Annotated in this window: 23 protein-coding genes; 14 read left to right on the top strand and 9 right to left on the bottom strand. The window is 39.3% G+C overall.

Annotation, left to right across the window (positions count from 1 at the left end):
- Positions 1 to 9 precede the first annotated feature (9 nt).
- The 6 genes from CVS93_RS05085 to CVS93_RS05060 form a co-directional block, all read right to left on the bottom strand.
- Entirely contained in the window at positions 10 to 747 is a 738-nt protein-coding gene (locus CVS93_RS05085; protein ID WP_107686818.1) for an amino acid ABC transporter ATP-binding protein, read from the bottom strand.
- Complete coding sequence (locus tag CVS93_RS05080) at positions 747 to 1,415, bottom strand: amino acid ABC transporter permease (protein WP_107686817.1); 669 nt, start codon at positions 1,413 to 1,415, stop codon at positions 747 to 749. Before CVS93_RS05080 ends, CVS93_RS05085 begins: the two co-directional genes overlap by 1 nt.
- A gap of 23 nt (positions 1,416 to 1,438) precedes the next feature.
- Entirely contained in the window at positions 1,439 to 2,191 is a 753-nt protein-coding gene (locus tag CVS93_RS05075; RefSeq protein ID WP_107686816.1) for an amino acid ABC transporter substrate-binding protein, read from the bottom strand.
- A 9-nt stretch (positions 2,192 to 2,200) separates the two neighbouring features.
- Positions 2,201 to 2,953, bottom strand: coding sequence for an amino acid ABC transporter substrate-binding protein (locus CVS93_RS05070; protein WP_103576606.1), 753 nt, complete (start codon positions 2,951 to 2,953; stop codon positions 2,201 to 2,203).
- 9 nt (positions 2,954 to 2,962) lie between these two features.
- A complete protein-coding gene (locus CVS93_RS10005; protein ID WP_265094356.1) occupies positions 2,963 to 3,094 on the bottom strand; it encodes a hypothetical protein in 132 nt (43 codons plus the stop codon).
- Positions 3,095 to 3,309: 215 nt separating this feature from the next.
- A complete protein-coding gene (locus CVS93_RS05060) occupies positions 3,310 to 6,762 on the bottom strand; it encodes an acyl-[ACP]--phospholipid O-acyltransferase (RefSeq protein ID WP_107686815.1) in 3,453 nt (1,150 codons plus the stop codon).
- Between the two features lie 168 nt (positions 6,763 to 6,930).
- Between CVS93_RS05060 and mnmG the strand changes: the two genes are divergently transcribed.
- The 4 genes from mnmG (at position 6,931) to CVS93_RS05040 (ending at position 11,775) form a co-directional block, all read left to right on the top strand.
- A complete protein-coding gene (gene mnmG / locus CVS93_RS05055; RefSeq protein ID WP_107686814.1) occupies positions 6,931 to 8,796 on the top strand; it encodes a tRNA uridine-5-carboxymethylaminomethyl(34) synthesis enzyme MnmG in 1,866 nt (621 codons plus the stop codon).
- Positions 8,797 to 8,970: 174 nt separating this feature from the next.
- Positions 8,971 to 9,474 (top strand): ubiquinol-cytochrome c reductase iron-sulfur subunit, encoded by a 504-nt coding sequence (gene petA, locus CVS93_RS05050; RefSeq protein WP_021091707.1) that lies wholly within the window; start codon positions 8,971 to 8,973, stop codon positions 9,472 to 9,474.
- A 10-nt stretch (positions 9,475 to 9,484) separates the two neighbouring features.
- Positions 9,485 to 10,729 (top strand): cytochrome b, encoded by a 1,245-nt coding sequence (locus CVS93_RS05045; protein WP_054197164.1) that lies wholly within the window; start codon positions 9,485 to 9,487, stop codon positions 10,727 to 10,729.
- Positions 10,730 to 10,731: 2 nt separating this feature from the next.
- Positions 10,732 to 11,775 (top strand): c-type cytochrome, encoded by a 1,044-nt coding sequence (locus tag CVS93_RS05040; RefSeq protein ID WP_107686813.1) that lies wholly within the window; start codon positions 10,732 to 10,734, stop codon positions 11,773 to 11,775.
- Positions 11,776 to 11,797: 22 nt separating this feature from the next.
- Here the strand turns inward: CVS93_RS05040 and CVS93_RS10000 are convergent, their stop codons facing one another.
- The 3 genes from CVS93_RS10000 to CVS93_RS05030 form a co-directional block, all read right to left on the bottom strand.
- The gene (locus CVS93_RS10000; protein WP_258033377.1) at positions 11,798 to 11,932 is read right to left on the bottom strand and encodes a hypothetical protein; all 135 of its coding nucleotides are present in this window, start codon (positions 11,930 to 11,932) and stop codon (positions 11,798 to 11,800) included.
- 551 nt (positions 11,933 to 12,483) lie between these two features.
- Positions 12,484 to 12,771 (bottom strand): hypothetical protein, encoded by a 288-nt coding sequence (locus CVS93_RS05035; protein ID WP_107686812.1) that lies wholly within the window; start codon positions 12,769 to 12,771, stop codon positions 12,484 to 12,486.
- A 44-nt stretch (positions 12,772 to 12,815) separates the two neighbouring features.
- Positions 12,816 to 13,901 (bottom strand): MBL fold metallo-hydrolase, encoded by a 1,086-nt coding sequence (locus tag CVS93_RS05030; RefSeq protein WP_107686811.1) that lies wholly within the window; start codon positions 13,899 to 13,901, stop codon positions 12,816 to 12,818.
- Between the two features lie 414 nt (positions 13,902 to 14,315).
- Between CVS93_RS05030 and CVS93_RS05025 the strand changes: the two genes are divergently transcribed.
- From CVS93_RS05025 to CVS93_RS04980, 10 genes are read left to right on the top strand one after another with little or no spacing between them, the layout of a single operon-like run.
- The gene (locus CVS93_RS05025) at positions 14,316 to 14,885 is read left to right on the top strand and encodes a 4Fe-4S dicluster domain-containing protein (RefSeq protein ID WP_107686810.1); all 570 of its coding nucleotides are present in this window, start codon (positions 14,316 to 14,318) and stop codon (positions 14,883 to 14,885) included.
- Between the two features lies 1 nt (position 14,886).
- Positions 14,887 to 16,854 carry a proton-conducting transporter membrane subunit gene (locus CVS93_RS05020; RefSeq protein WP_107686809.1) on the top strand — a complete coding sequence of 656 codons (1,968 nt, stop codon included), beginning with the start codon at positions 14,887 to 14,889 and terminating at the stop codon, positions 16,852 to 16,854.
- 9 nt (positions 16,855 to 16,863) lie between these two features.
- Positions 16,864 to 17,784: a respiratory chain complex I subunit 1 family protein gene (locus CVS93_RS05015; protein ID WP_072594545.1), complete on the top strand. Its 921-nt coding sequence runs from the start codon at positions 16,864 to 16,866 to the stop codon at positions 17,782 to 17,784.
- A gap of 1 nt (position 17,785) precedes the next feature.
- Positions 17,786 to 18,430 (top strand): hydrogenase 4 membrane subunit, encoded by a 645-nt coding sequence (gene hyfE, locus CVS93_RS05010; RefSeq protein ID WP_107686808.1) that lies wholly within the window; start codon positions 17,786 to 17,788, stop codon positions 18,428 to 18,430.
- Positions 18,431 to 18,432: 2 nt separating this feature from the next.
- Entirely contained in the window at positions 18,433 to 19,914 is a 1,482-nt protein-coding gene (locus CVS93_RS05005; protein WP_107686807.1) for a hydrogenase 4 subunit F, read from the top strand.
- Complete coding sequence (locus CVS93_RS05000) at positions 19,911 to 21,647, top strand: NADH-quinone oxidoreductase subunit C (protein ID WP_107686806.1); 1,737 nt, start codon at positions 19,911 to 19,913, stop codon at positions 21,645 to 21,647. The genes CVS93_RS05005 and CVS93_RS05000 overlap by 4 nt, the downstream gene beginning before the upstream one ends.
- On the top strand, positions 21,644 to 22,183 hold the full coding sequence (locus CVS93_RS04995) for a formate hydrogenlyase complex iron-sulfur subunit (protein WP_107686805.1): 540 nt from the start codon (positions 21,644 to 21,646) through the stop codon (positions 22,181 to 22,183). Before CVS93_RS05000 ends, CVS93_RS04995 begins: the two co-directional genes overlap by 4 nt.
- A complete protein-coding gene (locus CVS93_RS04990; RefSeq protein WP_021091627.1) occupies positions 22,180 to 23,004 on the top strand; it encodes an NADH-quinone oxidoreductase subunit B family protein in 825 nt (274 codons plus the stop codon). Before CVS93_RS04995 ends, CVS93_RS04990 begins: the two co-directional genes overlap by 4 nt.
- On the top strand, positions 23,001 to 23,345 hold the full coding sequence (locus CVS93_RS04985) for a formate hydrogenlyase maturation HycH family protein (RefSeq protein ID WP_107686804.1): 345 nt from the start codon (positions 23,001 to 23,003) through the stop codon (positions 23,343 to 23,345). Before CVS93_RS04990 ends, CVS93_RS04985 begins: the two co-directional genes overlap by 4 nt.
- Entirely contained in the window at positions 23,345 to 23,791 is a 447-nt protein-coding gene (locus tag CVS93_RS04980; protein ID WP_021091859.1) for a hydrogenase 3 maturation endopeptidase HyCI, read from the top strand. The genes CVS93_RS04985 and CVS93_RS04980 overlap by 1 nt, the downstream gene beginning before the upstream one ends.
- Positions 23,792 to 23,803 lie beyond the last annotated feature (12 nt).

Genomic DNA, 23,803 nt, shown 5'->3' with positions numbered 1-23,803 from the left:
CTAAAATTTTCATATATCCATAGCGGAGATGAAGCTTTTTATTCTTTCGTTTTGGCTATTAAAAAACTCATCTACCAAGCCATCAAATGCGATCACGCCTTTATCTAAAAACAAAATTCTATCAGCTATCTTTCTAGCAAAATTCATATTATGAGTGACGATGACCATAGACTTTTTCTCTTTTGCAAGAGATAAGATGACCTTTAAAACTTCAGCCTCAAGCTCTGGATCAAGCGCGCTTGTAGGCTCGTCAAGTAGTAAAAAGTATGGATTTACAGCTAAGGCTCTAGCGATGGCCACGCGCTGTGCTTGTCCGCCTGAGAGCCTGTTTGGATAGGTATCTTCTTTGTGGCTAAGCCCCACTTTAGCTAAAAGCTCTTTTGCCTCTTTTATTGCTTCGTTTTTATCCTTTTTTTGAACATAGATCGGAGCTTCGGTGACATTTTGAAGCGCTGTTAGGTGTGGGAAAAGGTTAAAGCTTTGAAAAACCATGCCTGTTTTTTTGCGAATTTCTAAAAGCTTTTTTGAGCTAAGTTTCTCTTTAAAATTTACAGCTCTGTCATCTACTTCTAAAATGCCACTTTGTGGAATCTCAAGTAAATTTATGCATCTAAGAAGTGTTGATTTACCACAACCAGATGAGCCAACGATCACGGTCGTTTGTCCCTCTTTGAAGCTTGTGTTTATGTTATCTAGCACCAAATGATCGCCGTAAGATTTGCTTATATTTTTAAAATTTATAGCCATTAGACATACCTTGAGACAGCTTTTTCAAGCCTTGATTGAAGATAGGTTAAAAGTGTGCAAACCACTAGATAGATAAGTGCTGCTAGGATGTAGAGGATGAGTGGCTCAAAGGTCCTTGCTGCGATCCTTTGAGCGACCATAAACATATCAACCATCGTTATAGAAGCTGCTAGTGAAGTGTCTTTAACAAGGCCTATAAATGTGTTTGAAAGCGGTGGCAACGAGATCCTCACTGCTTGAGGTGCGATGATACGCTTTAAAATTTGATAGTGCGTCATGCCAAGCGATGTGGCAGCCTCCCACTGACCTTTTGGCACAGAAAGAATGGCAGCCCTTACGGACTCAGACGCATAAGCACCCACGTTTAGACTAAATGCAATAGTCGCCGCACTCCAAGTATCAAGTGTGACGCCGATGCTAGGAAGCCCGTAAAATACGATGAAAAGCTGCACAAGAAGTGGCGTGCCGCGAAATATCCAAACGTAGGTGGCAAATATCAATTTTAAAATTTTTATATTTGAAAGCCTTGCTACTGCTGTGATAATGGCGATGACAAGCCCTAGCGAAAACGAGAGCAAAGTAAGTGGGATCGTCACTTTTAAAAGTGCGATGATCATCGGTAGCGTCGAGCTTGAAACAAGCTCGATCACTCTATCTAAATTTTCCATTTTTGCCTTGTTGGTTTATAAATTTATTTTGAGACGTCTTTGCCAAAGTAGCTTTTTGAGATGGCTTCTAGTTTTCCATCTTTTGAAAGTTCGTTTAGTGCATTTGAAATTTGCTCTGCAAGTTCGGCGTTGTCTTTCTTAACAGCTGCTGCTGTGTAGTCTTTCTCGTCAAGTGAGGCAGCTATCTTCACAGGTGCGTTTGGACGCTCTTTTATAAAGTCGTAAAATACGATGTTATCTCTTACAACAGCATCTACACGTCTTGATATAAGAAGCTCCATACTTTTAGCAAAACTATCTGTTACGACGTGTTCAGCACCGTATTTTACAGCGACTTTCGCCCAGTTACTAGTCGCTGAGTCGGCATCTTTTTTACCTTTTAGATCAGCAAAACTTTTTATATCGTTATTGTCTTTTCTAGTGATGATAGCGCCAAATGTCACGGTATAAGGCACTGAAAAAGCATATTTTTTCTTTCTCTCATCAGTTATGCTAACTTGATTAAACACAACGTCTGCCTTGCCAGCGTCAAATGCAGCTAGCATCGCGTCCCATGGAGCTGTTAGAAACTCAACTTTTAAATTTAGCTTTTGTGCTACTGCTTTTGCGATATCTACGTCGTATCCTACTAGCTCATTTTTGTCATTATAAAATGTAAAAGGCGCGTAAGTGCCTTCAGTTGCTACTGTTAGCACGCCATCTTTTATAGTTTTTGCTTGTAAATTTAAAGCCATTGCAAGCACGGCTACTACTTTTAATAAATTTGTAAATTTCATTTTAATCCTTTATTTTGAAATATCTTTTCCAAAATATTTCATCGAAATTTCACTTATCTTGCCCTCGGCTTTTAGCTCGTCAAGTGCTTTGTTTATCGCCTCTAATAGCTCAGTGTTGCCTTTTTTAACGATTGCAGCTGTTGGCATCGGCTCGTTGCTTGTGTATGCGATTTTTAGCGGCGCATTTGGGCGTTGTTTGATGTAGTCAAAAAATGTAACGTTATCGTTTATCGTATCATCAGCTCTTTTTGAAATGATAAGCTCCACGCCTTTGCTAAAGCCATCAGCCACAACCACTGTTGCACCGTTTTTCTCGGCTATCGCTGCCCAGTTGCTAGTCGCAGAGTGCACGCTCTTTTTGCCTTTTAGATCAGCAAAACTTTTGATGTCGTTATTATCTTTATGCACGACAATTACCGGATATGGCATAGTGTAAGGTACGCTCATACCATACTTTTTCTTTCTATCTTCGTTTATACTTACTTGATTAAATACAACATCGGCCTTACCAGCATCAAAAGCCGCAAGCATCGCATCCCAAGGAGCTGTTAGAAACTCAACTTTTAAATTTAGCTTTTGCGCTACGGCTCTTGCAATATCTACGTCATATCCTACTAGCTCGCCCTTTTCATCGTAAAATGAGTAAGGTGAGTAAGTGCCTTCAGTTGCGACGGTAAGTTCGCCTTTTTTAATAGTTGAAGCATTTAAATTTAAAGCTAAAAAAGCACCTGCGATCAAGCCAAAAATGGGCTTAAAATTCATTAATTCTCCTTATTTAGAAATATCTTTGCCGAAGTATTTAAGCGAAATTTCGCTTAAAGCTCCTTCCTTGCTAAGCTCATTTAGGGCAAAATTTATCTTAATTAGCAGCACTTTGTTACCTTTTTCTACGTTATAGCCCATTTGTTCACTATTTGTATAGCATCATCTTTTATGATCTGCCAGTAAAATTTTGTAAAGGCAGAATTTAGCAAACAATCGCACGAATTGCACCAAATTTAAAAAGCAATAGAAATTTTTATATAAAACTCTTTGCAAAAAATTTTTAAGATTTATGCAAATATCAGTCGCAACTGCAACCTGGGTAGTATTTTGTTACAAAGAAAGAGGGCGGTGCCTCACTCCGCTAAAAGTGAGACCGCTAGAGCTTTTACGCCCTTAAAATCAACCTTGCCGCTTGCAAGTGTTGGGATATCATCAACGATAAAGATATAGCTTGGCATCATTATCGGAGCTAGGCTACTTTCTTTTAAAATTTGCTCGATATTCTCAGGCTCTGTGCCACTTTTTACTAAAAGCGCGATCGCTTCGCCCTTTTTGCTATCTGGTACATTTGCACTGCTAAAGACAACGTCGCTTCCAAGCACCTTTGCAAGCTCTTCTTCGACGCTTCCAAGGCTTATCATCTCGCCGCCTATCTTGGCAAATCTTGAGTATCTATCGACGATAAATACAAAGCCGTTTTCGTCTATGTGGCCTTTATCGCCGGTTTTATAGTATCTTACGCCGTCAATTTGCGTGATTACCTCGCTTGTCTTGGCTTCGTCGTTTAGATAGCCCTTCATCACCTGCGATCCGCCAATGACGATGAGTCCGTCGGTGCCAGTTTCTAGCTCTTCAAGCGTTTCTGGGTCGATTATCTTGATGATCGTGCCAGGCAGAGGCATGCCAACGCTGCCAGGTCTATTAAATGTAAGCTCTTTTAGGCTCTCTTTTTCTAGGATATTTGGCATATTTACAGCCGCCACCGGCGCCGTTTCGGTCGCGCCATAACCTTCATAAATTTCTATGCCAAATTTGAGCCTAAACTCATCTTTTATCTCAGGTTTTAGCTTTTCAGCCCCAGCTACGACCATTCTGGCACTTTGAAACATCAGTGGATGAAGCTTTTTATTTCTTGTGTAGAGCCTAAAGAATGTTGAGGTGCCAAAGATGATGCTAGCGCTGTGTCTTGCAGCCATTTTGCCGATAGTCGCTCCATCTGTTGGATCAGGCACACTTACCATTTTTATGCCCTCGCAAAGTGGCATGAGCGTGGTGACCGTTAGTCCAAATGAGTGAAAAACAGGGAGTGAGTTTAAGATCACGTCATCTTTTTTGAAATTTAAAAGTTCGCTTATTTGCTTAATGTTTGCAAGTAAATTTTTGTGGCTTAGCTCGATGCCTTTTGGCTCGCCTTCACTGCCACTACTAAATAAAATGGTAGCCGTATCCTCTAAGCTTACACGCTTAAAATAGCAAAGCTTAATAAGCCAAACTGGGGCAAAAAATGCAGTTAAAAGCGCTAAAAATTTCTCTCTTTTTGAGACGCTAGCTGAGAGATCTTCTGCAAATTTGGCCTTGTTACTCATCGCATCTTTTAGATCAAAGCCCTTAAGTACAAGTTTTTCAAGAAATTTGCTAGATGTGATCACCGTATTTATATTTGCTTTTTTTAGGGCGTGATTTAGCGAGGTAACATTAAGCGTATAGTTTAAATTTACACTTACTTTACCCATCGCAAGAAGCGCCATATTTACTATTGCTGCGATACTTGAACTAGGTAGCAAGATGCCTATATTTTTCTCATCTTTTAGCTCTCGTTTGAAAATTTTGATAAAGACTAAAACGGCTGTTATAAATTTCAAGTTGCTTAAATTTAGCCCAGTGCTGTCGCTCACGCACTCTTTAAATTTATCCTCTTTTGCGTTGTTTAGCCACTCCTCGGCTAGTGGTTTTTGCCTTGAGATAAAGCTCTCCCACGATGAAAAGCTAAGCTCAAGCACCTTTTGCTTCATCTTTGCAGCGTTTATAAATGTGGTTATCGGCTTGCCAAAGGCGACGATGATGTCGCGTCTGCCGTTTTTAGAAGTGAGGTCTTTGTAAAATTTACTAGCTCTTGAAAAGCTCGAGCCCCAAAGGCCACGAAGGTAAAATGGCACGATGCAAATTTCTTCTAGATCTCTGATGATAAGCTCAAAGCCCTTTTGAAACTCATTTATCTGACCGTTGTAGCTGATGTGGCCTTCCGGAAAAAGTGCGACCACTTCGCCATTTTTTAGGCACTCCCTAACTAGCTCTATGGACTCTTTGCTTGCCCCTGCGCCTATTGGGATCACTTTAAAAAATTTAAAAATTTGCTTGAGATACCATTTGTTATAGATCGTTCTATACATGACAAATCTTATGCCCCTTGGGCTTGCAGCTTGAAGCACGAGCCAGTCGATCCAACTGATGTGATTGCCAAGAAGTAGTGCGCCGCCACTTTGTGGTAAATTTTGAAGGCCTTCTACAAAAAAGCGGTACTTTGTCTTTAAAAATGGCAGTAAAAGTAGCCTTGTAAAAAGGTGTGGAAGCTGCAAAATGGCGTAAAAACTGCCAATTAAGCAAACAAGCGCTGTAAAGACAAAGAGCCCAGTGGTTGAAATTTCAAAATACACTAAACCTATGCCAATGGCTAAAAATAGCAACATTGAGACGTTTTGTAAGAAGTTGTTTGCCGCCATTATCTTGCCGGTGGTCTTTTGCGGGGCAAAGTACTGGATCATCGCATTTAGTGGCACTATAAAAATTCCACCAAAAAAGCCAAATGCAAATGAGCTAAGGCTCACTACGCCGATGCTTGAGCCAAATGCGAAAAATAAAAGCGAGAAAAATATACCAATAGCACCCATCGGCACGATACCAAGCTCGATATGTAGCTTTGACATAGAGCCAGCCACGTATGAGCCAAATGCTATACCTATGGCGCTTGCTGCTAGAATTGCTTGCACCGCTAGCGAGCTGTCGTCGTTAAAAACGGCTTTGTAATGAGCTGGGAAAGCTGCGATGATGATCTGAGAAATTCCCCAAAATATACTAAGTCCAGCGATGCTTAGCCAGATATTTTTATCTGACCTTACTTCTTTTAAATTTTCTCTTAAATAGCTAAGGCTAATATATTTTTTAATATCAAAATTTTCGCTTGTTTCGTCTTTTTCATCAATGCAAGGTAACTTATAAGCAAAATACGCTTCAAGTGCGCTAAAAACAACCAAAAAGACGCCAATAGGATAGACGCTTTTTAAAATTTCTTCTGAATTTTCGCCTTGGATGTATAAATTTTCAAATATAAATGAAAACAAAAATGAGCTAAAAAGTATCGCAACAATGGTGAGCGCTTGGATGATGCCGTTTGCTGTGCCAAGGCGCTCAGGGCCGACCAGGGCTTTGATGATGCCGTATTTTGCTGGCGAGTAGATCGCACTTTGAGCGGCTAGTATGAGTGTGAGTGCAAAAGCTACGCCAAAAGCACCTGCAAGATAGCTAAAAAGTACCGCGACACTAATGACAAGGCCAAAAATAGCACAAATTCTTATGACTTTTGTCTTTGAGAATTTATCATTTATAAAGCTTGAGGGCGAAAATAAAAATATAAATGGCAGCAAGATCATTGCGTTTATGACGGCTGTTAGGATAAAAAGTATATCGCCATCGTATGTTTTTAAAAGAACATTTTGTATGGTGATTTTGTGTGCTAGATCGACGCTTGCATTTAAAAATGCGATCGCAAGGTAGGGCAAAAAGCCAGCAACTTTTAATAAACTCATCATAGAAAGACCTTTGTGATTTTAAAAATTTTGTAAATCTAACAGCAAAATATTTAAAATATTATTAATAAAAAACTCTACATTAAATTTGGCAATAAGAATTTTTAAAAAATTTAAATTTTATATGCTTTTGGATAAAATCACGCAATCAAAAAATAGGAAAATTTTATCATGAACTATGAAATAATCGTCGTTGGCGGCGGACATGCAGGTATTGAGGCTAGTCTTGCAGCTGCTAGAATGGGCAAGCAAACTTTACTTATCACGATCTTGGCCGAGCAAATAGGCGCTGCAAGCTGTAATCCAGCTATCGGTGGTCTTGCAAAGGGACATCTTGTAAAAGAGATAGACGCGCTTGGTGGCCAAATGGGACTTACAACCGATGCTGTTGGCATCCAGTTTCGCGTGCTAAATGAGAGCAAGGGCCCAGCAGTACGTGGTAGTCGCGCTCAGATCGATATGGATAGATATAGAGTTTATATGAGAAATTTGCTTTTAAACACGCCAAATTTAGAAATTTCTCAAGAGATCGCCACTGAAATTTTAAGCGAAAATGGCGAAGTAACGGGCGTTAAAACCCACCTAAATAACATCTATAATGCAAAAAAGGTGATAATCACAACTGGCACTTTTTTAAATGGATTAATTCATGTTGGATTTAACAAACTTGAAGCTGGCCGTGTGGGCGAGCTAAGCGCAAAGGATCTTAGTGGCAGTTTAAGAGAGCTTGGGCTAAATTTAGGTAGGCTAAAGACTGGAACATGCCCAAGGATCGATGCAAAAACGATAAATTTTAAAATTTTAGAAAAGCAAGATGGCGACGCAAAGCCAGTTGCATTTAGCTTTAGAACTAAAAATTTCTCCCCAACGCAGCTGCCATGCTATATCGCCTATACAAACGAAACTACGCATGAGATAATTCGCTCAAATTTCGACAAAGCGCCACTTTTTACAGGCCAGATTGAGGGTATAGGACCAAGATATTGCCCAAGTATAGAGGATAAGATAAACCGCTTTGGCGACCGCGATAGACACCACCTTTTCATCGAGCCTCAGACACTTGAAGCGACAGAGTACTACATAAACGGCTTTTCAACGAGCCTGCCTTATGAAGTGCAAGTGCAAATGCTACGCTCTGTAAAGGGCTTTGAAAATGCAAAAATCGTAAGGCATGGATACGCTATCGAATATGACTACATCGAGCCAACACAGCTAAAACATAGTTTGGAGACCAAAAAAGTAAAAGGGCTTTATCTGGCTGGGCAGATAAACGGCACGACTGGATACGAGGAGGCCGGTGCTCAAGGGCTAATGGCAGGCATAAATGCAGCTCTTTCACTGGATAATAAAGAGCCGCTTATCTTGCGCCGTGATGAGGCGTATATCGGCGTTTTGATCGACGATCTTGTCACAAAAGGGACAAAAGAGCCATATAGAATGTTTACGAGTAGGGCAGAGTACCGCTTGCTTTTGCGTGAGGAAAATGCCATTTTAAGGCTTGGCGGATATGGCCATGAGCTTGGGCTTCTTGATGATGAGACTTTTAATGAAATTGAAGCTATCAGGCAAAATTTAAAAGATGGCCTTGCTTACCTTAACAATACGCAAATTACGCCGAGCAAGCAAAATTTAGAGCTTTTAGCCAGCCTTGATGAAGAGCCAATAAGCCAAAATGTGAGCCTTCAAAAGATTGTCGCACGCAAGAGCTTTACAGCTGAGAAACTAAGAAAGCTTGATCAGAAATTTGCAAATTTAGATGATGCGAGTGTGGATCAAATTTTAACCGAGTGTAAATATCAGCACTACATAAATGAGCAAAAAAATCAGATAGAAAAAATGAAAGATATGATGGATGTAAAAATTCCTGAAAATTTTGACTTTAGAAGTGTTAGTGGCCTTAGTAATGAAGTGGTCGAAAAGCTTGAGAAATTTGCTCCGCCGACGCTCTTTGCTGCGAGTGAAATTTCAGGTATCACGCCAGCTGCGATTGATATCTTACATATTTATATAAAGATGAATGAGAAAAGGCTTGGCTGATTTTGATTTTAGATTTATTTCAAAAAGCCATAAAGCTTAAAATTTTTATCTTAAAATCAAGATTTACGTTTAAGCTAAAATTAACATTATTTTTGCAGATTATATTTAGAAATTATACTTTTTTAATTTTTTGAGAGTATAATCGTTAAGAATTTATTTATAGAAAGGAATTTAATGTCAGTAAAGCAAGAAAGACGTAGCTTTATCGGCCTTGCGTTTGGTGCTGTGGCAGCTGTCGGCGGCGCTATGTCACTAGTGGCTGTTAAAAAGACTTGGGATCCGCTTCCAAGCGTAAAAGCTGCTGGTTTTACAACAGTTGATCTAAGTCCGATCAAAGATGGAGAAATGAGGCAGGTTGAATGGCGTAAAAAGCCTATTTTCATCCTCAAAAAAAGTCCTGATATGGCTAAAAATGACAAAAGAGATGTTGTCGTAGGGGATGCTAGATACGTAGTTCTTATCGGACTTTGCACGCATCTTGGCTGTATACCTGAGTATAAAGCAAGTAAACAAATGTTTGTATGTGCCTGTCATGGCGGCGAATTTAATGCCGACGGAATGCAAACATACGGACCTCCTCCAAGACCACTTGATATACCACCATTTAAGATCGATGGAACCAAGCTAGTTCTAGGCGAAACAAGCCCAGAATACGAAAAATTAGTAGCAAAAGCTTAGGAGGATAGCAATGTCTTTAGCTCATAAATCAACTGGCGTTATTGACTGGCTTGATCAACGCCTAGCTTTTACAAAACTTATGAAGGTTCTAGTTAGCGAATACTGGATTCCAAAAAATATAAATTTCCTTTGGGCAATGGGCGTTATTTTAACAACGCTTTTTATGCTCTTAATTGTTACTGGTTTTTTACTTTTAATGTATTACAAGCCAGATGTAAATTTAGCATTTGATAGTGTAAATTATACTATCATGCAAGAGGTCGAGTATGGCTGGCTTTGGCGTCACATTCACGCAGTTTCAGCTTCTACGATATTTCTTATCATGTATATTCACTTGCTTACTGGACTTTACTATGGTTCATATAAAAGAGGCAGAGAGGTCATTTGGATAAGTGGTATGGTGCTATTTATCTGTTTTTCAGCAGAGGCATTTAGTGGTTATATGCTCCCATGGGGACAGATGAGCTACTGGGCGGCAACTGTTATCACTCAGCTTTTTGGCGGTGTACCAGTTATCGGCGATGCTTTAGTTGAGTGGATTAGAGGTGATTACGCAGTTGGCGACTCAACACTTACTAGATTTTTTATGCTTCATGTTTGTTTATTGCCACTTGTAACGATAGCTGTTTTGGTTATTCACTTCTACTCTTTAAGAGTTCCACACGTTAATAACCTAACAAGCGAAGATATAGACTTTGAAGTAGAGGCACAAGAGTATCTACACGGCGATAGAGCGAAATCTAAAGTTATACCATTTTGGCCAGGATTTTTGGCAAAAGACTTTATGTATGTATCATTCTTTATGATATTTGTCATCTATCTTGTTTGCTATCACTTCAACTTTGCAATGGACCCTATCAACTTTGAGCCAGCAAATCCACTAAAAACCCCACCACATATCTATCCAGAGTGGTATTTCTTGTGGCAATATGAAATTTTACGTGGTTTCTTCTTTGATATAGCTGGAATTTCTGCTTATAATATCGGTCTTATTGCATTTGCGTTTGCGGGTGTTGCATTTATGCTTATACCTCTTCTTGATAGAAGCGACCTTGTAGCTCCAGCTCACAAAAGACCACTATTTTTTATATGGTTTTGGGTCTTAGTTGTCGATCTTATCGTTTTATCGATATATGGCAAACTCCCAACAGGTGGTTATAATGACTGGATAGGATTTTATTCATCATTACTATTCTTGTTCTTATTTATAATTGCGTTGCCAGTTATAACAATACTTGAAAGAAAAAGGGACTAATCATGAAAGAGTTTAAAATTTTTGCCATTGTTGTTATTCTTTCAGGTGTTTTATATTGGGGTATCGAGCCTTATGCTCACACAAAGCTTCACCCTCATACTGCAAATGCTGAGTATAACTTCTCAAAAGAAGATACTGACTATGCAAAGCACTTTTTAGAGCAAAAAAAGACAGCACTTGAGACTGCTAAGGCTAGTGGAAATAAGGCAAGTATAGACGCGGCTACAAAAGATGTAGAAGTAGCACAAAAAATTCTTGATGACTATACAGCATTTTGGAATGACATTAACTCTATCGATCTTACAAAAGGTGACGCTACAAAGGGTGCTGATACTTTTGTAGCAGCAGGATGTACAGGATGCCACGGTATAGAAGCAGCAGGTATGCCAGCTGGTATGGATGCTGAGACAGCTAGTCAAAGCTTTGGTGTAGTGCCACCAGATCTTAGTACCGCTGGTAAAATTTATGATGATAAATTCTTGGCTGCGCTTATTAAAAACCCAACTATGGCTTTAAAGCTAACTCATAAATTTAATGACGAGCATCCATTTCCGATGACCGCATTTATGGGTGCTGGTGGCGATATAAATGCTGAGACTGCCGATATAGTAGCTTATTTGAAAAAGGTATCTGCTGATTATGAAAAGGCAAATAATAAGATCACCGAAGAAAAGGTTTTCGCTGATGCATGTCAAAGATGTCATGATATAAAATATGACAAAAAATATGCATTTAGCAACAAAGTAAGCCTTGTTGCTTATATGGGCTCAAACCCACCTGATCTATCGATGATGATCCGTTCAAAAGGCGATGAGTATTTACATAAATTTATAAACGATACTCAAAAGATGCTACCAGGTACTGCAATGCCAAGAGTTGGTTTAAATAAAGCCGCTGAAGACGATGTGGTAGCTTATATCCAAAAAGTAGGTGACAAGAAGAAGGCTGAGCGCGAGAGCACAGGGCTTTATGTCATGATCTACTTCTTTATCTTAGGAATTTTTGCTTGGCTTTGGAAACGCAAAGTTTGGAGCGAACTACACTAAAATTTAAGAGCCTCTTTGGCTCTTAAATCCTCTCTGGTAAATTTACATATATAAATAGGTATTCTTTAAATTCGTTTTTGTAAATTTGATCAAATACTCTTATAAATTTTAAAATTTCATTCACTCGTAAGAGCTGACTACTAAAATCTAGCTTCACTTACCGCTTAACTCAAATTTTAGAACCGAAATTACTCATTAAAGTTTGATTGAAATTAACAAAACTGCATGCAGTGCTTTAGCACTAGAGCATGCCCTTTTGAACGTGTCAGGGAAGAGGGATTGTTAAGGGTGAAGGGAGTTCTTTTGCTTTGCTAGCTCGCAACTGCAAGCAGACCGTAATTTAAGCTCCCTTCTCCCTTAATAAAAGAATAGGAGTTATATGGTCTATATGCTTTACGAATTTTAAACTTTCATTCTCTCGTAAGAATTGACTATTGATTTTAGGTCTCGCAAGGCTTGCCACTAAAATCGGAGCCGAAATTACTCATTTATGAAATTTAAAAATTTACCTAAAAGCCTAAAAGCGGTAGTATGCCTATACTACCATGTGAGCTATGAATATATAAGCATTTCGGCATAAAATAGAAATATATCTGAGTTTTAACGGTCGCTATTTAAATAAATTTATTTTAAGCAAATCAATCACTAAAACCCACTAAAATTCACAGAAACTGCAAAATTTAGCCCTGCCATCAATCCTGTTTAAAATTAAATTTCTTTGGCGATCTCGCTCATTTTATTGAGTAGTTTTTCACGTTCATTTGGCTTTAGGTTGCCGTATTGAAGCTTTGTTATCATCTGCATGAAGTCAAATTGTTTAAACATTTGCGCATCGCTTTTTAGCTCTTTTTCTAGCTGTTTATAAATTTTTTCAGTCTCTTTATTTGCTTTTTCTAAATTTTGTAAAAAGCTTCCAGTTACGCTCATATCAAGATCGTTTTTTGCAGCTTTATCGATGACATTTTTTAGATTTGCTAAATTTTCAGAAATTTTCATCTACGCTTCCTTTTGGATTTTAAAATTTAGAGCAAATTTTATTCCTAAATTTCCTCCCACCACTTTTTTCTAGGCGGATTTTGTGCGGTGAAAACTTCTCTGATCATCGGCGTTGCGTAGTTTAGCTCAAGTTTTATCGCTGCCTTTTCAAAACGCTTGATTGGCTCATCCCAAGCGTGATAAGATAGATCAAATTTGCCCCAGTGCACCGGTACACCAAGCTTTGCACCAAGATCTTTTAGCGCTTGCGCTGACTCCTCTGGCTTCATATGCACGTAAGGCCAGCCATCGCCGTAAGCACCATTTTCGATAAAAACTAGATCAAAGGCACCAAATTTCTCATTTATCATCTTAAAATGCTTGCCGTATCCGCCATCTCCGCTAAAATAAAAGCTAAAGCCAGCCTCTTCAACCGCCCAGCCACCCCAAAGCGTCGTGTTTCTTTTAAATGTGCGCCCACTAAAGTGCCTTGAAGGACAAAACGTGAAGTTTAAATTTCCTATTTTTTGCTCACCAAACCAGTCAAACTCATAAATTTTGTCTTCATCAATGCCCCATTTTACAAGATGAGCTTTTACACCAAGTGGCACTAGAAATTTGCAAATTCTATCCTTTAGCTCGAGTATTGTTTTGTAATCAAGATGATCGTAGTGATCGTGCGAGATGAGAGCGATATCAATCACATCTGGGTAGTCACTAGTGGTGATAGCATGCTCGTAGGCAAAGGGCTTACCGCCAATTGGCAGTGGAAATGCTCGGTGCAAAACTGGGTCAGTGATGATAGTTTTATCATCAAGCTTGCATATGAGGCTAACGTGTCCAAGCCAGATAAACTCGCCATTTTTGAGGGCTTTTGCATCAAATTTTAAATTTGGCAAAGGCTTAGTTGGTAGCTTATCTTTTGGAGGAAAGAGTGCTTGCGGAATGTAATTTAGCATAGATGCTTGCGGATTATTTTTTACCATATCAATCGTTGGCTCTAAATTTATAAAAACTTTGCCGTTAAAATTTGGCGAAGCCTCTATCAGCTTTTGGCTCTTGGCGTCTGGCACGCCACCAAAAACTGGGGCAAATCTCATAAATACAAAAACTGCAACAATAAACAAAACTATGACTATAAAAATTCCCATAAAAAGCCTTTTAAATTTAAAGGTCGGATTATATTTTAGATTTTTAAATTTCAGCTTTATTTAATTAACCCGAGCTTAAATAATTAACTTGTAAATTTAAACTTAATTAAGATATTTTTACTCTTTATAGGAAAATTTTATTAATAAATATTATCCTTTAGCAAATAAATATACCTAAAAGTCGATATTAAGTAGATAATCTTAAAGATATATAAAATAAAAATTTAATTTTAAAAATACAAAATTTGTCAGATAGATGACGGAATTTATTCATTGTAAGTTATAGAATTATTACAAAAATTAGGAAGGAGCGTTTGAGATGTTAAATAAAAATTTAACTATCTCTATTTTGGTGACTAACCATCACTTTAAAAGTGAGCAGGGCAGTTTAGCCTTGTTTAATGGGAGGAATTTATGAAAAAACATAAATTTGTGATTGCCGATTATAAACGCTGTATAGGATGTGCAACCTGCATGGCTGCATGTTTTAAGAGCGCTTATGAACGCGGCAAGCTGTCACGTGCAAGGCTAAGTGTGCTAAGAGAAGCTACTGGCGTTATGCCAACTCAGTGTAGACAATGCGACGATGGTCCTTGTGCGAATGTGTGTCCAACTGGAGCATTGCGATTTAATGATAATTGCATCGAGCTTCACGAGGAAATTTGTATAGGCTGTAAGATGTGCACGATCGCTTGTCCTTACGGTGCGATAAGCTCAAGTGCAGAGCTTATGCCTTCAGTAAATTACGCTGTCGAGCCAAAGTACAACCTTGAGATAGAGTCACAATCAGGCGCAAAAAATATCGCTGTTAAATGCGATATGTGCTTTGGTCGTGAAAATGGACCAGCCTGTGTTGATGTCTGTCCGACAAGTGCTCTTATTATGATCGATCCTGAAGAGGGCAAACATAAACTTGGCAAGAGGATAGACTATGAAGCAGCGAATAAATTTGCTACTAAAATTTTAAACGGACAAGGAGCATAAGATGACTACGGTTTATATGCTATTTCTTGTAAGTGCCGTCGTTAGCATCTTGCTTTATTGTGCTCCAAAGGCCGCTGTAAAGGTTGGTTTTGGACTAGGCGCTTTAAGCTGTTTTTACGCGATGTGTCACTTTGTTGCAAATATGGGAGTAAGCGATAGCTTTGCTCTTATGGATGGCTTTTTGTATTCGCCAAAATTTGCGCTAAATCCACTTGGAAATTTCTTTAGCTTTGTCGTTGTTTTCATCGGATTTGCAAGTAGTGTTTATGGTATGAGCTATGCAGATGAGTACATCAAAAAAGCAAACGTTGGCGTATTTGCATGTTTGTTTAATACATTTATCCTTTCAATGCTTCTAGTAATTAGCGCTGATAATGTATTTTGCTTTGTTGTTTTATGGGAGCTTATGACTCTTATTTCATCATTTCTTATCATCGTCAATGATGGTAAAAATACACTTAAAGCGGTTATGGTATATCTTGGTATCGCACAAATCGGTGCATTTTGTATCACCTGTGGCTTGCTTATCACAGCTTACTATGCAGGAAGCACAGACTTTAGCGCATTTATGGGCGTTAAGATGCCATTTGGTGCTTCTGCTGCTGTATTTGCACTATTTTTGGTTGGATTTGGTAGCAAAGCTGGTATGTGGCCATTTCACGTTTGGCTTCCACAAGCTCACCCAGCAGCACCATCAAACGTTTCAGCCCTTATGTCAGGCGTTATGATCAAAGTTGCTCTATTTACACTAGTTAAATTTACACTTTACTTACCACTTAGCACATATTTTGGCCTTACGATACTCGCTCTTGGTGCAGCTAGCTCACTATTTGGTGTTTTATACGCTCTTTGCCAACACGACTTCAAGGCTTTGCTTGCTTATCACTCAGTTGAGAACATAGGCATCATCTTACTAGGTCTTGGTACTGGTATTTATGGCGTTGCAGCTGGAAATTTAACACTTGCAGCAGTAGGTTTTCTAGCAGGTTGCTACCACGTAGTTAACCACGCTATATTTAAAGGTCTACTTTTCCTTTGCGCAGGTTCAGTTATCCACGCTACTCACACACAAAATATGGACATCCTTGGCGGTCTTGCTAAAAAGATGCCATGGACAAGCCTTGGTATGTTTATAGGTATCATGGGTATTGCAGCTTTACCTCCAGTAAATGGCTTTGTTTCAGAGTGGTTTACATATCAAGGTATGCTTCAAGGCGCGATGGGCGAGGGAACATTAGTTAGATATGCATTTACGCTTGGCGTCGTAGCTCTTGCGCTAACAGGCGTTTTGGTCGGCATGCACCTCAAACTTTACGCTGTTATCTTTGCAGGTACTCCAAGAGATCAAAAAATTTGGGAAAATGCTAAAGAGAGTCCAATAGGCATGGTTCTTGGTATGATCATCCTAATGATAGGCTGCGTTGGCTTTGGTCTTGGCGCAAACTACATAGTTGATTACATCATGCAAGCTGTAAATTCTATCGCTATAAGCGACTATAAAGCTAGCCTTGGTGCTATAAATGTAACTTCACCAATAGGCAGTATGATCTCAACTCCGCTTATCGCTTTAGTTTTATGTTCGACTATGATTTTGCCATTTATCATCCTTGCTGTTATGAAAGCAAACAGAGATAAACCACGCGAGACTGATCCTTGGGCATGTGGCTTTAAATATAGCTCACGTATGCAAATGACAGGTGGCCCATTTACAGGCGACCTTAGAAAGATCATGCAATGGCTATTTAGAGCTGATAAAAAGATCGTTACTAGAAATTATTTTGACGCGGTTGAATATCACAACCACCCAAAAGATATCTGGTGGGGAATGTTTTATGAGCCAGTCATCAAATGGTGTATGAAATTTGCTGATAAACTTGGCATCGTTCAAAGCGGATATACAAACGTCTATACGCTTTATATCCTAATTTATCTTTGTGCCATACTTGCTGTGGGCTACTTTTTAGTTTAGGAGACGAAAATGCAAACTATACTTTTAATGATATTTCAAGTAGTCGTTATCGTTTTGGTAGCTCCTTTGTTTGATGGTATGGCAAGAAAACTAAGAGCTAGACTTCAATCAAAACAAGGTAGCGATTTCTTTCAAACATATCGAGATATTATAAAACTCTTTAGAAGAGGAAGAACCGTCCCTGAGTGCTCTCACTGGGTATTTAGATGGGCTCCATTTTTCCTTTTTGCAACTTCAGCTGCAGTTCTAGCTGCTATACCTATAACATATAGCAAAGATACTGTATTTGGAGCATATTCAGATATATTTGTGATCCTTTATCTTGGTGCATTGCTTAGATTTGTGTTTGGCGCAGCTTCAATGGATAGCGGCAACCCATTTGCAGCAACAGGCGGCGGCAGGGAGCAAATGCTGGGCGTATATGTTGAGCCAGTTATGATTATGTGTCTAATCGTCGTAATGCTCGCAGCTAAAACATCAAATTTAATTGAGATCCAAGAGATGGTAAAAACTGGTGTTATCGGATATCAAATCCCAAGTTTTGCCGTAGCTTCTATCGCATTTTTATGGTGCATGTATGTTGAAACTGGTAGAAAACCATTTGACGTAGCTGAAGCAGAACAAGAGCTTCAAGAAGGCTTGCTTGGCGAGTACGCAGGTAGCGACCTTGGTTTAGTTCAAGCATCACTTATATTAAAACAGTTTGCTATGATCGGACTTTTTCTGACTATATTTGAGCCATGGAATTTTAGCAATCCTTTCTTAGCTATCATCATTTTTGTGATAAAAACCGGAGTATTTTACGTAGCGGCTGTCTTTATAGACAACTTTGGTCCACGCTTTAAAATGACTTCATCTTTACGCAAAAATGCGCTTGGTGCACTTGCTATCTCGTTTGTTGCACTAACACTTTATGTAGTAGGAGTGTGAGATGCAAACACTTGATATTTTAGCCATTTGCATGATCGTAACTTCGCTTGCGGTTTTTGGTCTTAGAAATTTAAAGCTATCTATCATCGCTTATGCGATTGAGACATTGCTTTTAGTTAGCATATTTTTCTTGCTATCTGAGAAATTTAATGCCGAACAGCTCACAACTTGGGCGATCGTTGCGTTCTTTACCAAAGTTATTTTTGTACCAGCTATCTTATTTTGGCTTGTTAAAAAGCTAGGTGTAGTTAGCGAAGATGAGCCAGTTGGTGGATTTTTTGTAAGCCCTGTTATTGCTATGGGATTTTCTCTAGCTCTTTCAATGAGTATCCACCCTATATTTTTAAAATTCTCTCTTATCAAAGAAGAGATCATGCTAATCGCAGCTGGAACAGTCTTTATGATGGGAATTTTTGGCTTTATGCTAAGAAACTCATTTATAAAACAAATTCTAGCTTACTGCTTATTTGAAAACGGTATCCACTTAAGCCTTGCTCTAATGGCTTATAACTCACATGAGTTAGTCGAGCTTGGAATTTTAACAGATGCGATATTTGCCGTTATCATAATGAGCGTTCTAGCGATTAGATTTTATAAAGCTTATGATAGTTTAGATACTTCTAAAGCTTCAAATTTAAGGGGTTAGAGATGGATAGTTTAGCTTTAATACTTATCTTACCGCTCCTTGGTGCTTTGGTCTTGTTTTTGAGTCCTAAAAATTATGCGGTATTAAGCGGACTTCACGTTTTGTTTTCTGCTGCGACATCGGTGGCTTTACTTAACAATGTTCTTAAAGTCTTAAGTAGCGGAACTTTTTATAGTTTTGATAAATTTTTGTTTTTAGATAGCTTAGGCTGTGTTTTCTTGGTGCTTATCGCTGTAACTGGATTTATAGTAAATTTCTACTCTATCCACTACATGAGATGGGAGCTTGAAGATGGACACATTCATCTAAGCGATCTTAAAAAATATTATGCACTAAGCCATGTATTTATCTTTACAATGACTTTAAGCGTTATTTGTAACAACGTTGCGTTTATGTGGGCTGCTATTGAGGCTACAACACTAGCTTCAGTATTTCTTGTCGCTATCCACAAAGATCAAAAATCAACAGAGAGTGGCTATAAATACATCGTTCTTTGCTCAATCGGCCTAGCATTTGCACTTTATGCGACTGTTCTTTTATATTCAGCCACATTTAGTACTCTAGGAGATGGCGAAGCTTCTATGCTATTTTCTGGAATAATGGCAAACGCTAAAAATTTAAACCCAGATGCGGCAAAACTTATCTTTGTATTTGCTCTAATTGGTTTTGGTACAAAAGCTGGTCTTGCTCCAACTCACACTTGGTTACCAGACGTTCACGCTGAAGGTCCAGCACCTATCTCTGCCTTGCTTTCAGGCGTACTTTTAAAATGTGCGATGCTAGCACTCTTAAGATACTACGCTATCACAGCTCAAGCTGTTGGATTTAGCTTTGTTGAGGGCATAATGATCGTTTCAGGAACTATCACTCTTTTTGTAGCAGGATTTTTCCTAATCAGACAACACAATGTAAAAAGAATGTTTGCGTACCACTCAATCGTTCACATGGGTGTTATCGCATTTGCACTTGGTGTTGGCGGTAAATACGGCTTATTTGCAGCGATATTTCACTGCTTGGCTCACAGCTTCACAAAAGCTTTGGCATTTTGCTCAACAGGCAATATCGCAAGAATTTACGGCCACAAAGATATGAGTAAGATGGGCGGTATGGTTAAGATCGCACCGATCACCACTATAATGTTTGGCGCGGCTGTTTGCTCACTAGTTGGTGTTCCAGCATTTGCTATATTTGTTAGTGAATATAACGTTTTTGTTGGAGCTATCACAAGTGGTCAATACATCGCAGTTGCGCTATTTGCTATTGCACTTGCAGTTATTTTCATAGCTGACTTTGCGCACTTTAACATGGCAAGCTTTGGCGAGCCAAAAGGTGTGGTTGTTCATAATAAAGAGATGAGTTTGTTAGAGAATTTACCTCTTATAGCACTTTGTGCCCTTATCATAATCTTTGGCGTATGGCACGTAGATAGCTTTTATACGCTAGTAGATAACGGTGTTAATATAATGATGGGAGCTTTAAAATGAGAGGCGATAAATTTATAGAAATCCTAAAAACCAAGGTAAAAATTTTAGAAGTAACTCGTCAAGCAGACGATCAGATCACAGTTTTGGTTGATAGAAATGATCTTCCACTAGCTGTTAAAACGCTTTATTATGATATTGGCGGCTTTATAAGCACTATGATACCAAACGACGAGCGCCAGATAAATGGCAGCTATGCACTTTACTACGCTATCTCAATGGAAGGTAGCAAGATGACTGAGGCTGACGACTTTGCGGCTGAGGATAAGTGCTTCATCACTGTTAAAACGCTTATTCCGGGAAGTGATCCGACATTTCCATCTGTTACTCCGCTAGTACCAGCTTGTGTTTGGTATGAAAGAGAAGCTTATGATATGTTTGGCCTTGTAGCCGAAGGTTTGCCTGATAAAAGACGTTTAGTTTTAAGTGATGACTGGCCAGACGGACTTCACCCACTTAGAAAAGATGCGATGGATTATCGCTATCGCCCTGATCCAGTAGATCATAGAGATGAGCCTGATTCTGAGTTTTTGTTTCCAACAGGTGATGCAGTAGTTGATGTGCCACTTGGACCACTACATATTACTTCAGATGAGCCAGGTCACTTTAGACTTTTCTGCGACGGTGACGAGATCATAGACGCTGACTACCGTCTATTTTATCAGCACCGCGGTATGGAAAAGCTAGCTGAAAACAGAATGAACTATGATCAAATGGGCTATCTTGCAGAGCGTGTTTGTGGAATTTGTGGTTATGCTCACGCCATTGCTTGTATCGAAGCAGCAGAAAAAGCTATCAAGCTTGAAATTCCACTAAGAGCTCAAGCTATACGCGTCATCTGTCTTGAGATCGAGCGTCTTCACAGCCACCTTTTAAATATCGGTCTAGCTTGTGAGGTCACTGGTAACTATAATGCGTTTATGCACATCTTTAGGGTTCGTGAGTACTCTATGGAGCTAGCTCAACTAGTAACTGGCGGACGTAAAACATACGGTAACGTCGTTATGGGCGGCTTAAGACGTGATATGACAAACCAAGAGATCAAAAAAGGCTTAGAGATCATTAACAAACTTGACGTTCAAATTTCAGAAATTTGGGACGCAGTTATGGAGGATAAACGCCAAATCGGTCGCTGGAAAGGTGTAGGAATCCTAGATCGCCAAATAGCACGTGACTTTAGCCCAGTTGGTCCAAATATGAGAGGCTCTGGCTTTAAACGTGATAACCGCTACGATCACCCATACGACTTTTTTAAACAGATAGAATTTGAAGTAGCAGTTGAGCATGGTTGCGACGTTTTTGCTCGTGAGATGGTTAGATATAAAGAGCTAAAAAGCTCTATCCACATCATCCGCCAATGCTTTGAGCTAATGCCACAAACTCCGATCATGATTGATCCTGTGACTATGATCAAGCCTGAAAATTTTGCACTTGGTCATGATGAAGCACCACGTGGCGAGAATGTTCACTGGATCATGCAGGGCAGCGCTCAAAAAGTGTATCGCTGGAGATGTAGAGCGGCTACTTATAACAACTGGCCAAGCCTAAGATATCAATTCAGAGGCAACAACATAAGTGACGCAGCACTTATCGTTTGCTCGCTTGACCCTTGCTACTCATGCACTGAGCGTGTTACATTAGTCGATGTAAGAACTAAAAAGAGCAAAATTTTAACAGAAAAAGACCTTAAAAAATTCTGTCAAGATGGCGGGGTTAGTAAGAAGGATTTAAGATGATGAAGTTATTTGACATAACAGAAAAATATGGAAAGGCGACATACGCCTATCCATTTGAGCCATACATTGTACCTGAAAATTTCCGCGGTCAGCCAAACTACACATATGATCTTTGTGTAGGTTGTGCCGCTTGCGGTATTGCTTGTCCTAGTAATGCCATCGAGCTTAAGATGAACGATGAGCAAACAAAGCTTGTTTGGGAATTTGACTGTGGTCGCTGTATATTTTGCGGTCGCTGCGATGAGGTTTGCCCAACCGGAGCTGTAAGACTTAGCGATAGCTTTGAGCTTGCGGTTAAATTTGACAAGAGCGCTCTTATACAAAGGGGCGAGCTCGAGATGCAAACTTGCAAATGCTGTGGCAAGCCATTTACGCCAAAAAGGCTTATAAATTTCACCCTTGAAAAGCTTGGCACAGCAAATTTACTCTCAGGCAGACTTGAAGAGGCAAAAGACTACCTTTATATCTGCCCAGAGTGCAAGAAAAATCAATCTGCTGAAAGGCTAACAAAAGGCATTGAGGAGGCTATAAAATGAGTCTATATCAAGTCCCAGAGGACATAAAAACAGCAAATGATCTAACTGCAAAGCTAGAGCATCTAAAAAATATCAAAAGAAGCTTTAGCGTTTATAGGATCGACTGCGGAAGCTGTAACGGCTGTGAGATAGAAATTTTTGCAGCTATTACGCCGATGTGGGATCCTGAGCGTTTTGGTTTTAAACTTGTAGCAAACCCAAGACACGCTGATATTTTGCTTTGCACCGGTCCTGTAACAAGACAGATGTATTATCCGCTTCTTCGTGCTTATGAGGCGACCCCAGATCCTAAGATCGTAGTTGCTCTTGGTGCGTGCGGAAGCAGTGGCGGAATTTTCCACGACGCTTATAGCGTTTGGGGCGGCATCGATAAGATAATCCCAGTCGATGTCTATATCCCAGGCTGTCCTCCACACCCAGCAAGCATTATTTACGGCCTTGGCATGGCTCTTGGTATCATCGATCAAAAACTTCATAAAAAAAGCTATGAGGAAGATAACACATTGCCACCTTCAGTTGAGAAGTCAGTCATAGGCGATATTTTGTTCGAGCGTGACTTGCAAGCTGAAAGCAGAAGGCTAATGAGCTATATCTTTGGTAGAATCCTTTTTGAAAAATATATGAATGCTATCAAATGTTCAAAAGATGTCCATGACCCAAGCATTTCAAGAGAGGCTGTGCTTACAGCTATCAAAAAAGAGGAAGATCCTAGATATGCTGAGTGCATGGGGCTTTTGCATAATGATGTCTATCTAAAATATGCAAAAGCTGATAAAAGCTTTGCGATAGACGTTGATAGCGAGGTTTGGAGTAAAAGATGATACAAGTTTATAAGCTTACAAAAAGGCATATGGACGACAACGACAAGCTTCCAAGCGAGCTAAAGGAGATAAAAATTTTCTCCACTTGCGTGGGACATGGCGTTGGCACGATAGATTTTAGTGAGAAAATTTTAGAGCTAAGCGATGAGGAATTTGACGAGATGATCAAGAACTCAGGCGAATACGTGAAATTTAAGATCGGAAATTTAAGCAAATATTTTGAAGTTGAAATTTTTGCTGAGCATATCGCTAAACTCTTGCCACAGCTTTGTGAGTGTAAGCTTAAAGAAATTTTGGCAAATTTAAAAGAGGGATATATCGTGCTTAGGAAGGATTTTTGATGAAAAAAGCCATCCTTTGCATCGGTAATCCTATGCGTGGCGATGATGATGTGGGTAATGAAGTAGGCCGCATCGTAGAAGCTGAGCTAAAAGAGTGGAAGGTCTTTTTTGGGCAAGATGTGCCTGAGAATGAATTCTCAGCTATTAGAGAATTTGCACCTGATATCTTGATAGTGGTTGATGCGATGAGCGGCTTTGATGAGGATAAGATAGAGTTTTTTGACCTAAGTGACGATAGAGACTACATCTACTCAACTCACAATCTCCCAACGCCAGTGCTTTTAAGCTATTTGCGAAAAATTTGCCCTAAAACGCTGTTTTTAGGCATTAGTGTCTTGCTCGAAAATGTCTTAAATTTTGAAGAAGGTCTAAGTGAGCAAGCCAAAAAAAGTGCCAGAAAAGCTTTTTTGAGAATTGTAGAGATTGATAAAAATTTAGTTGGTTAAATTTAGCAAATA

The sequence above is a fragment of the Campylobacter concisus genome (genome assembly GCF_003048535.1).
Taxonomy (GTDB): Bacteria; Campylobacterota; Campylobacteria; order Campylobacterales; family Campylobacteraceae; genus Campylobacter_A; species Campylobacter_A concisus_S.
Note: the sequence above shows the minus strand (reverse complement) of the source record. Positions and strands in the feature narration are given on the sequence as shown.

Bases quoted from the DNA above. Each gene is read 5' to 3' on its own strand.
- CVS93_RS05005 (WP_107686807.1), top strand. From the start codon at position 18,433: ATGGATAGTTTAGCTTTAATACTTATCTTACCGCTCCTTGGTGCTTTG.
- CVS93_RS05070 (WP_103576606.1), bottom strand. From the start codon at position 2,953: ATGAATTTTAAGCCCATTTTTGGCTTGATCGCAGGTGCTTTTTTAGCT.
- CVS93_RS05080 (WP_107686817.1), bottom strand. From the start codon at position 1,415: ATGGAAAATTTAGATAGAGTGATCGAGCTTGTTTCAAGCTCGACGCTA.
- CVS93_RS05040 (WP_107686813.1), top strand. From the start codon at position 10,732: ATGAAAGAGTTTAAAATTTTTGCCATTGTTGTTATTCTTTCAGGTGTT.
- CVS93_RS04985 (WP_107686804.1), top strand. From the start codon at position 23,001: ATGATACAAGTTTATAAGCTTACAAAAAGGCATATGGACGACAACGAC.
- CVS93_RS05060 (WP_107686815.1), bottom strand. From the start codon at position 6,762: ATGATGAGTTTATTAAAAGTTGCTGGCTTTTTGCCCTACCTTGCGATC.
- CVS93_RS04995 (WP_107686805.1), top strand. From the start codon at position 21,644: ATGATGAAGTTATTTGACATAACAGAAAAATATGGAAAGGCGACATAC.
- CVS93_RS04990 (WP_021091627.1), top strand. From the start codon at position 22,180: ATGAGTCTATATCAAGTCCCAGAGGACATAAAAACAGCAAATGATCTA.
- mnmG (WP_107686814.1), top strand. From the start codon at position 6,931: ATGAACTATGAAATAATCGTCGTTGGCGGCGGACATGCAGGTATTGAG.
- CVS93_RS05085 (WP_107686818.1), bottom strand. From the start codon at position 747: ATGGCTATAAATTTTAAAAATATAAGCAAATCTTACGGCGATCATTTG.
- CVS93_RS05025 (WP_107686810.1), top strand. From the start codon at position 14,316: ATGAAAAAACATAAATTTGTGATTGCCGATTATAAACGCTGTATAGGA.
- CVS93_RS05015 (WP_072594545.1), top strand. From the start codon at position 16,864: ATGCAAACTATACTTTTAATGATATTTCAAGTAGTCGTTATCGTTTTG.
- petA (WP_021091707.1), top strand. From the start codon at position 8,971: ATGTCAGTAAAGCAAGAAAGACGTAGCTTTATCGGCCTTGCGTTTGGT.
- CVS93_RS10005 (WP_265094356.1), bottom strand. From the start codon at position 3,094: ATGGGCTATAACGTAGAAAAAGGTAACAAAGTGCTGCTAATTAAGATA.
- CVS93_RS05045 (WP_054197164.1), top strand. From the start codon at position 9,485: ATGTCTTTAGCTCATAAATCAACTGGCGTTATTGACTGGCTTGATCAA.
- hyfE (WP_107686808.1), top strand. From the start codon at position 17,786: ATGCAAACACTTGATATTTTAGCCATTTGCATGATCGTAACTTCGCTT.
- CVS93_RS05030 (WP_107686811.1), bottom strand. From the start codon at position 13,901: ATGGGAATTTTTATAGTCATAGTTTTGTTTATTGTTGCAGTTTTTGTA.
- CVS93_RS05000 (WP_107686806.1), top strand. From the start codon at position 19,911: ATGAGAGGCGATAAATTTATAGAAATCCTAAAAACCAAGGTAAAAATT.
- CVS93_RS04980 (WP_021091859.1), top strand. From the start codon at position 23,345: ATGAAAAAAGCCATCCTTTGCATCGGTAATCCTATGCGTGGCGATGAT.
- CVS93_RS05020 (WP_107686809.1), top strand. From the start codon at position 14,887: ATGACTACGGTTTATATGCTATTTCTTGTAAGTGCCGTCGTTAGCATC.
- CVS93_RS05035 (WP_107686812.1), bottom strand. From the start codon at position 12,771: ATGAAAATTTCTGAAAATTTAGCAAATCTAAAAAATGTCATCGATAAA.
- CVS93_RS05075 (WP_107686816.1), bottom strand. From the start codon at position 2,191: ATGAAATTTACAAATTTATTAAAAGTAGTAGCCGTGCTTGCAATGGCT.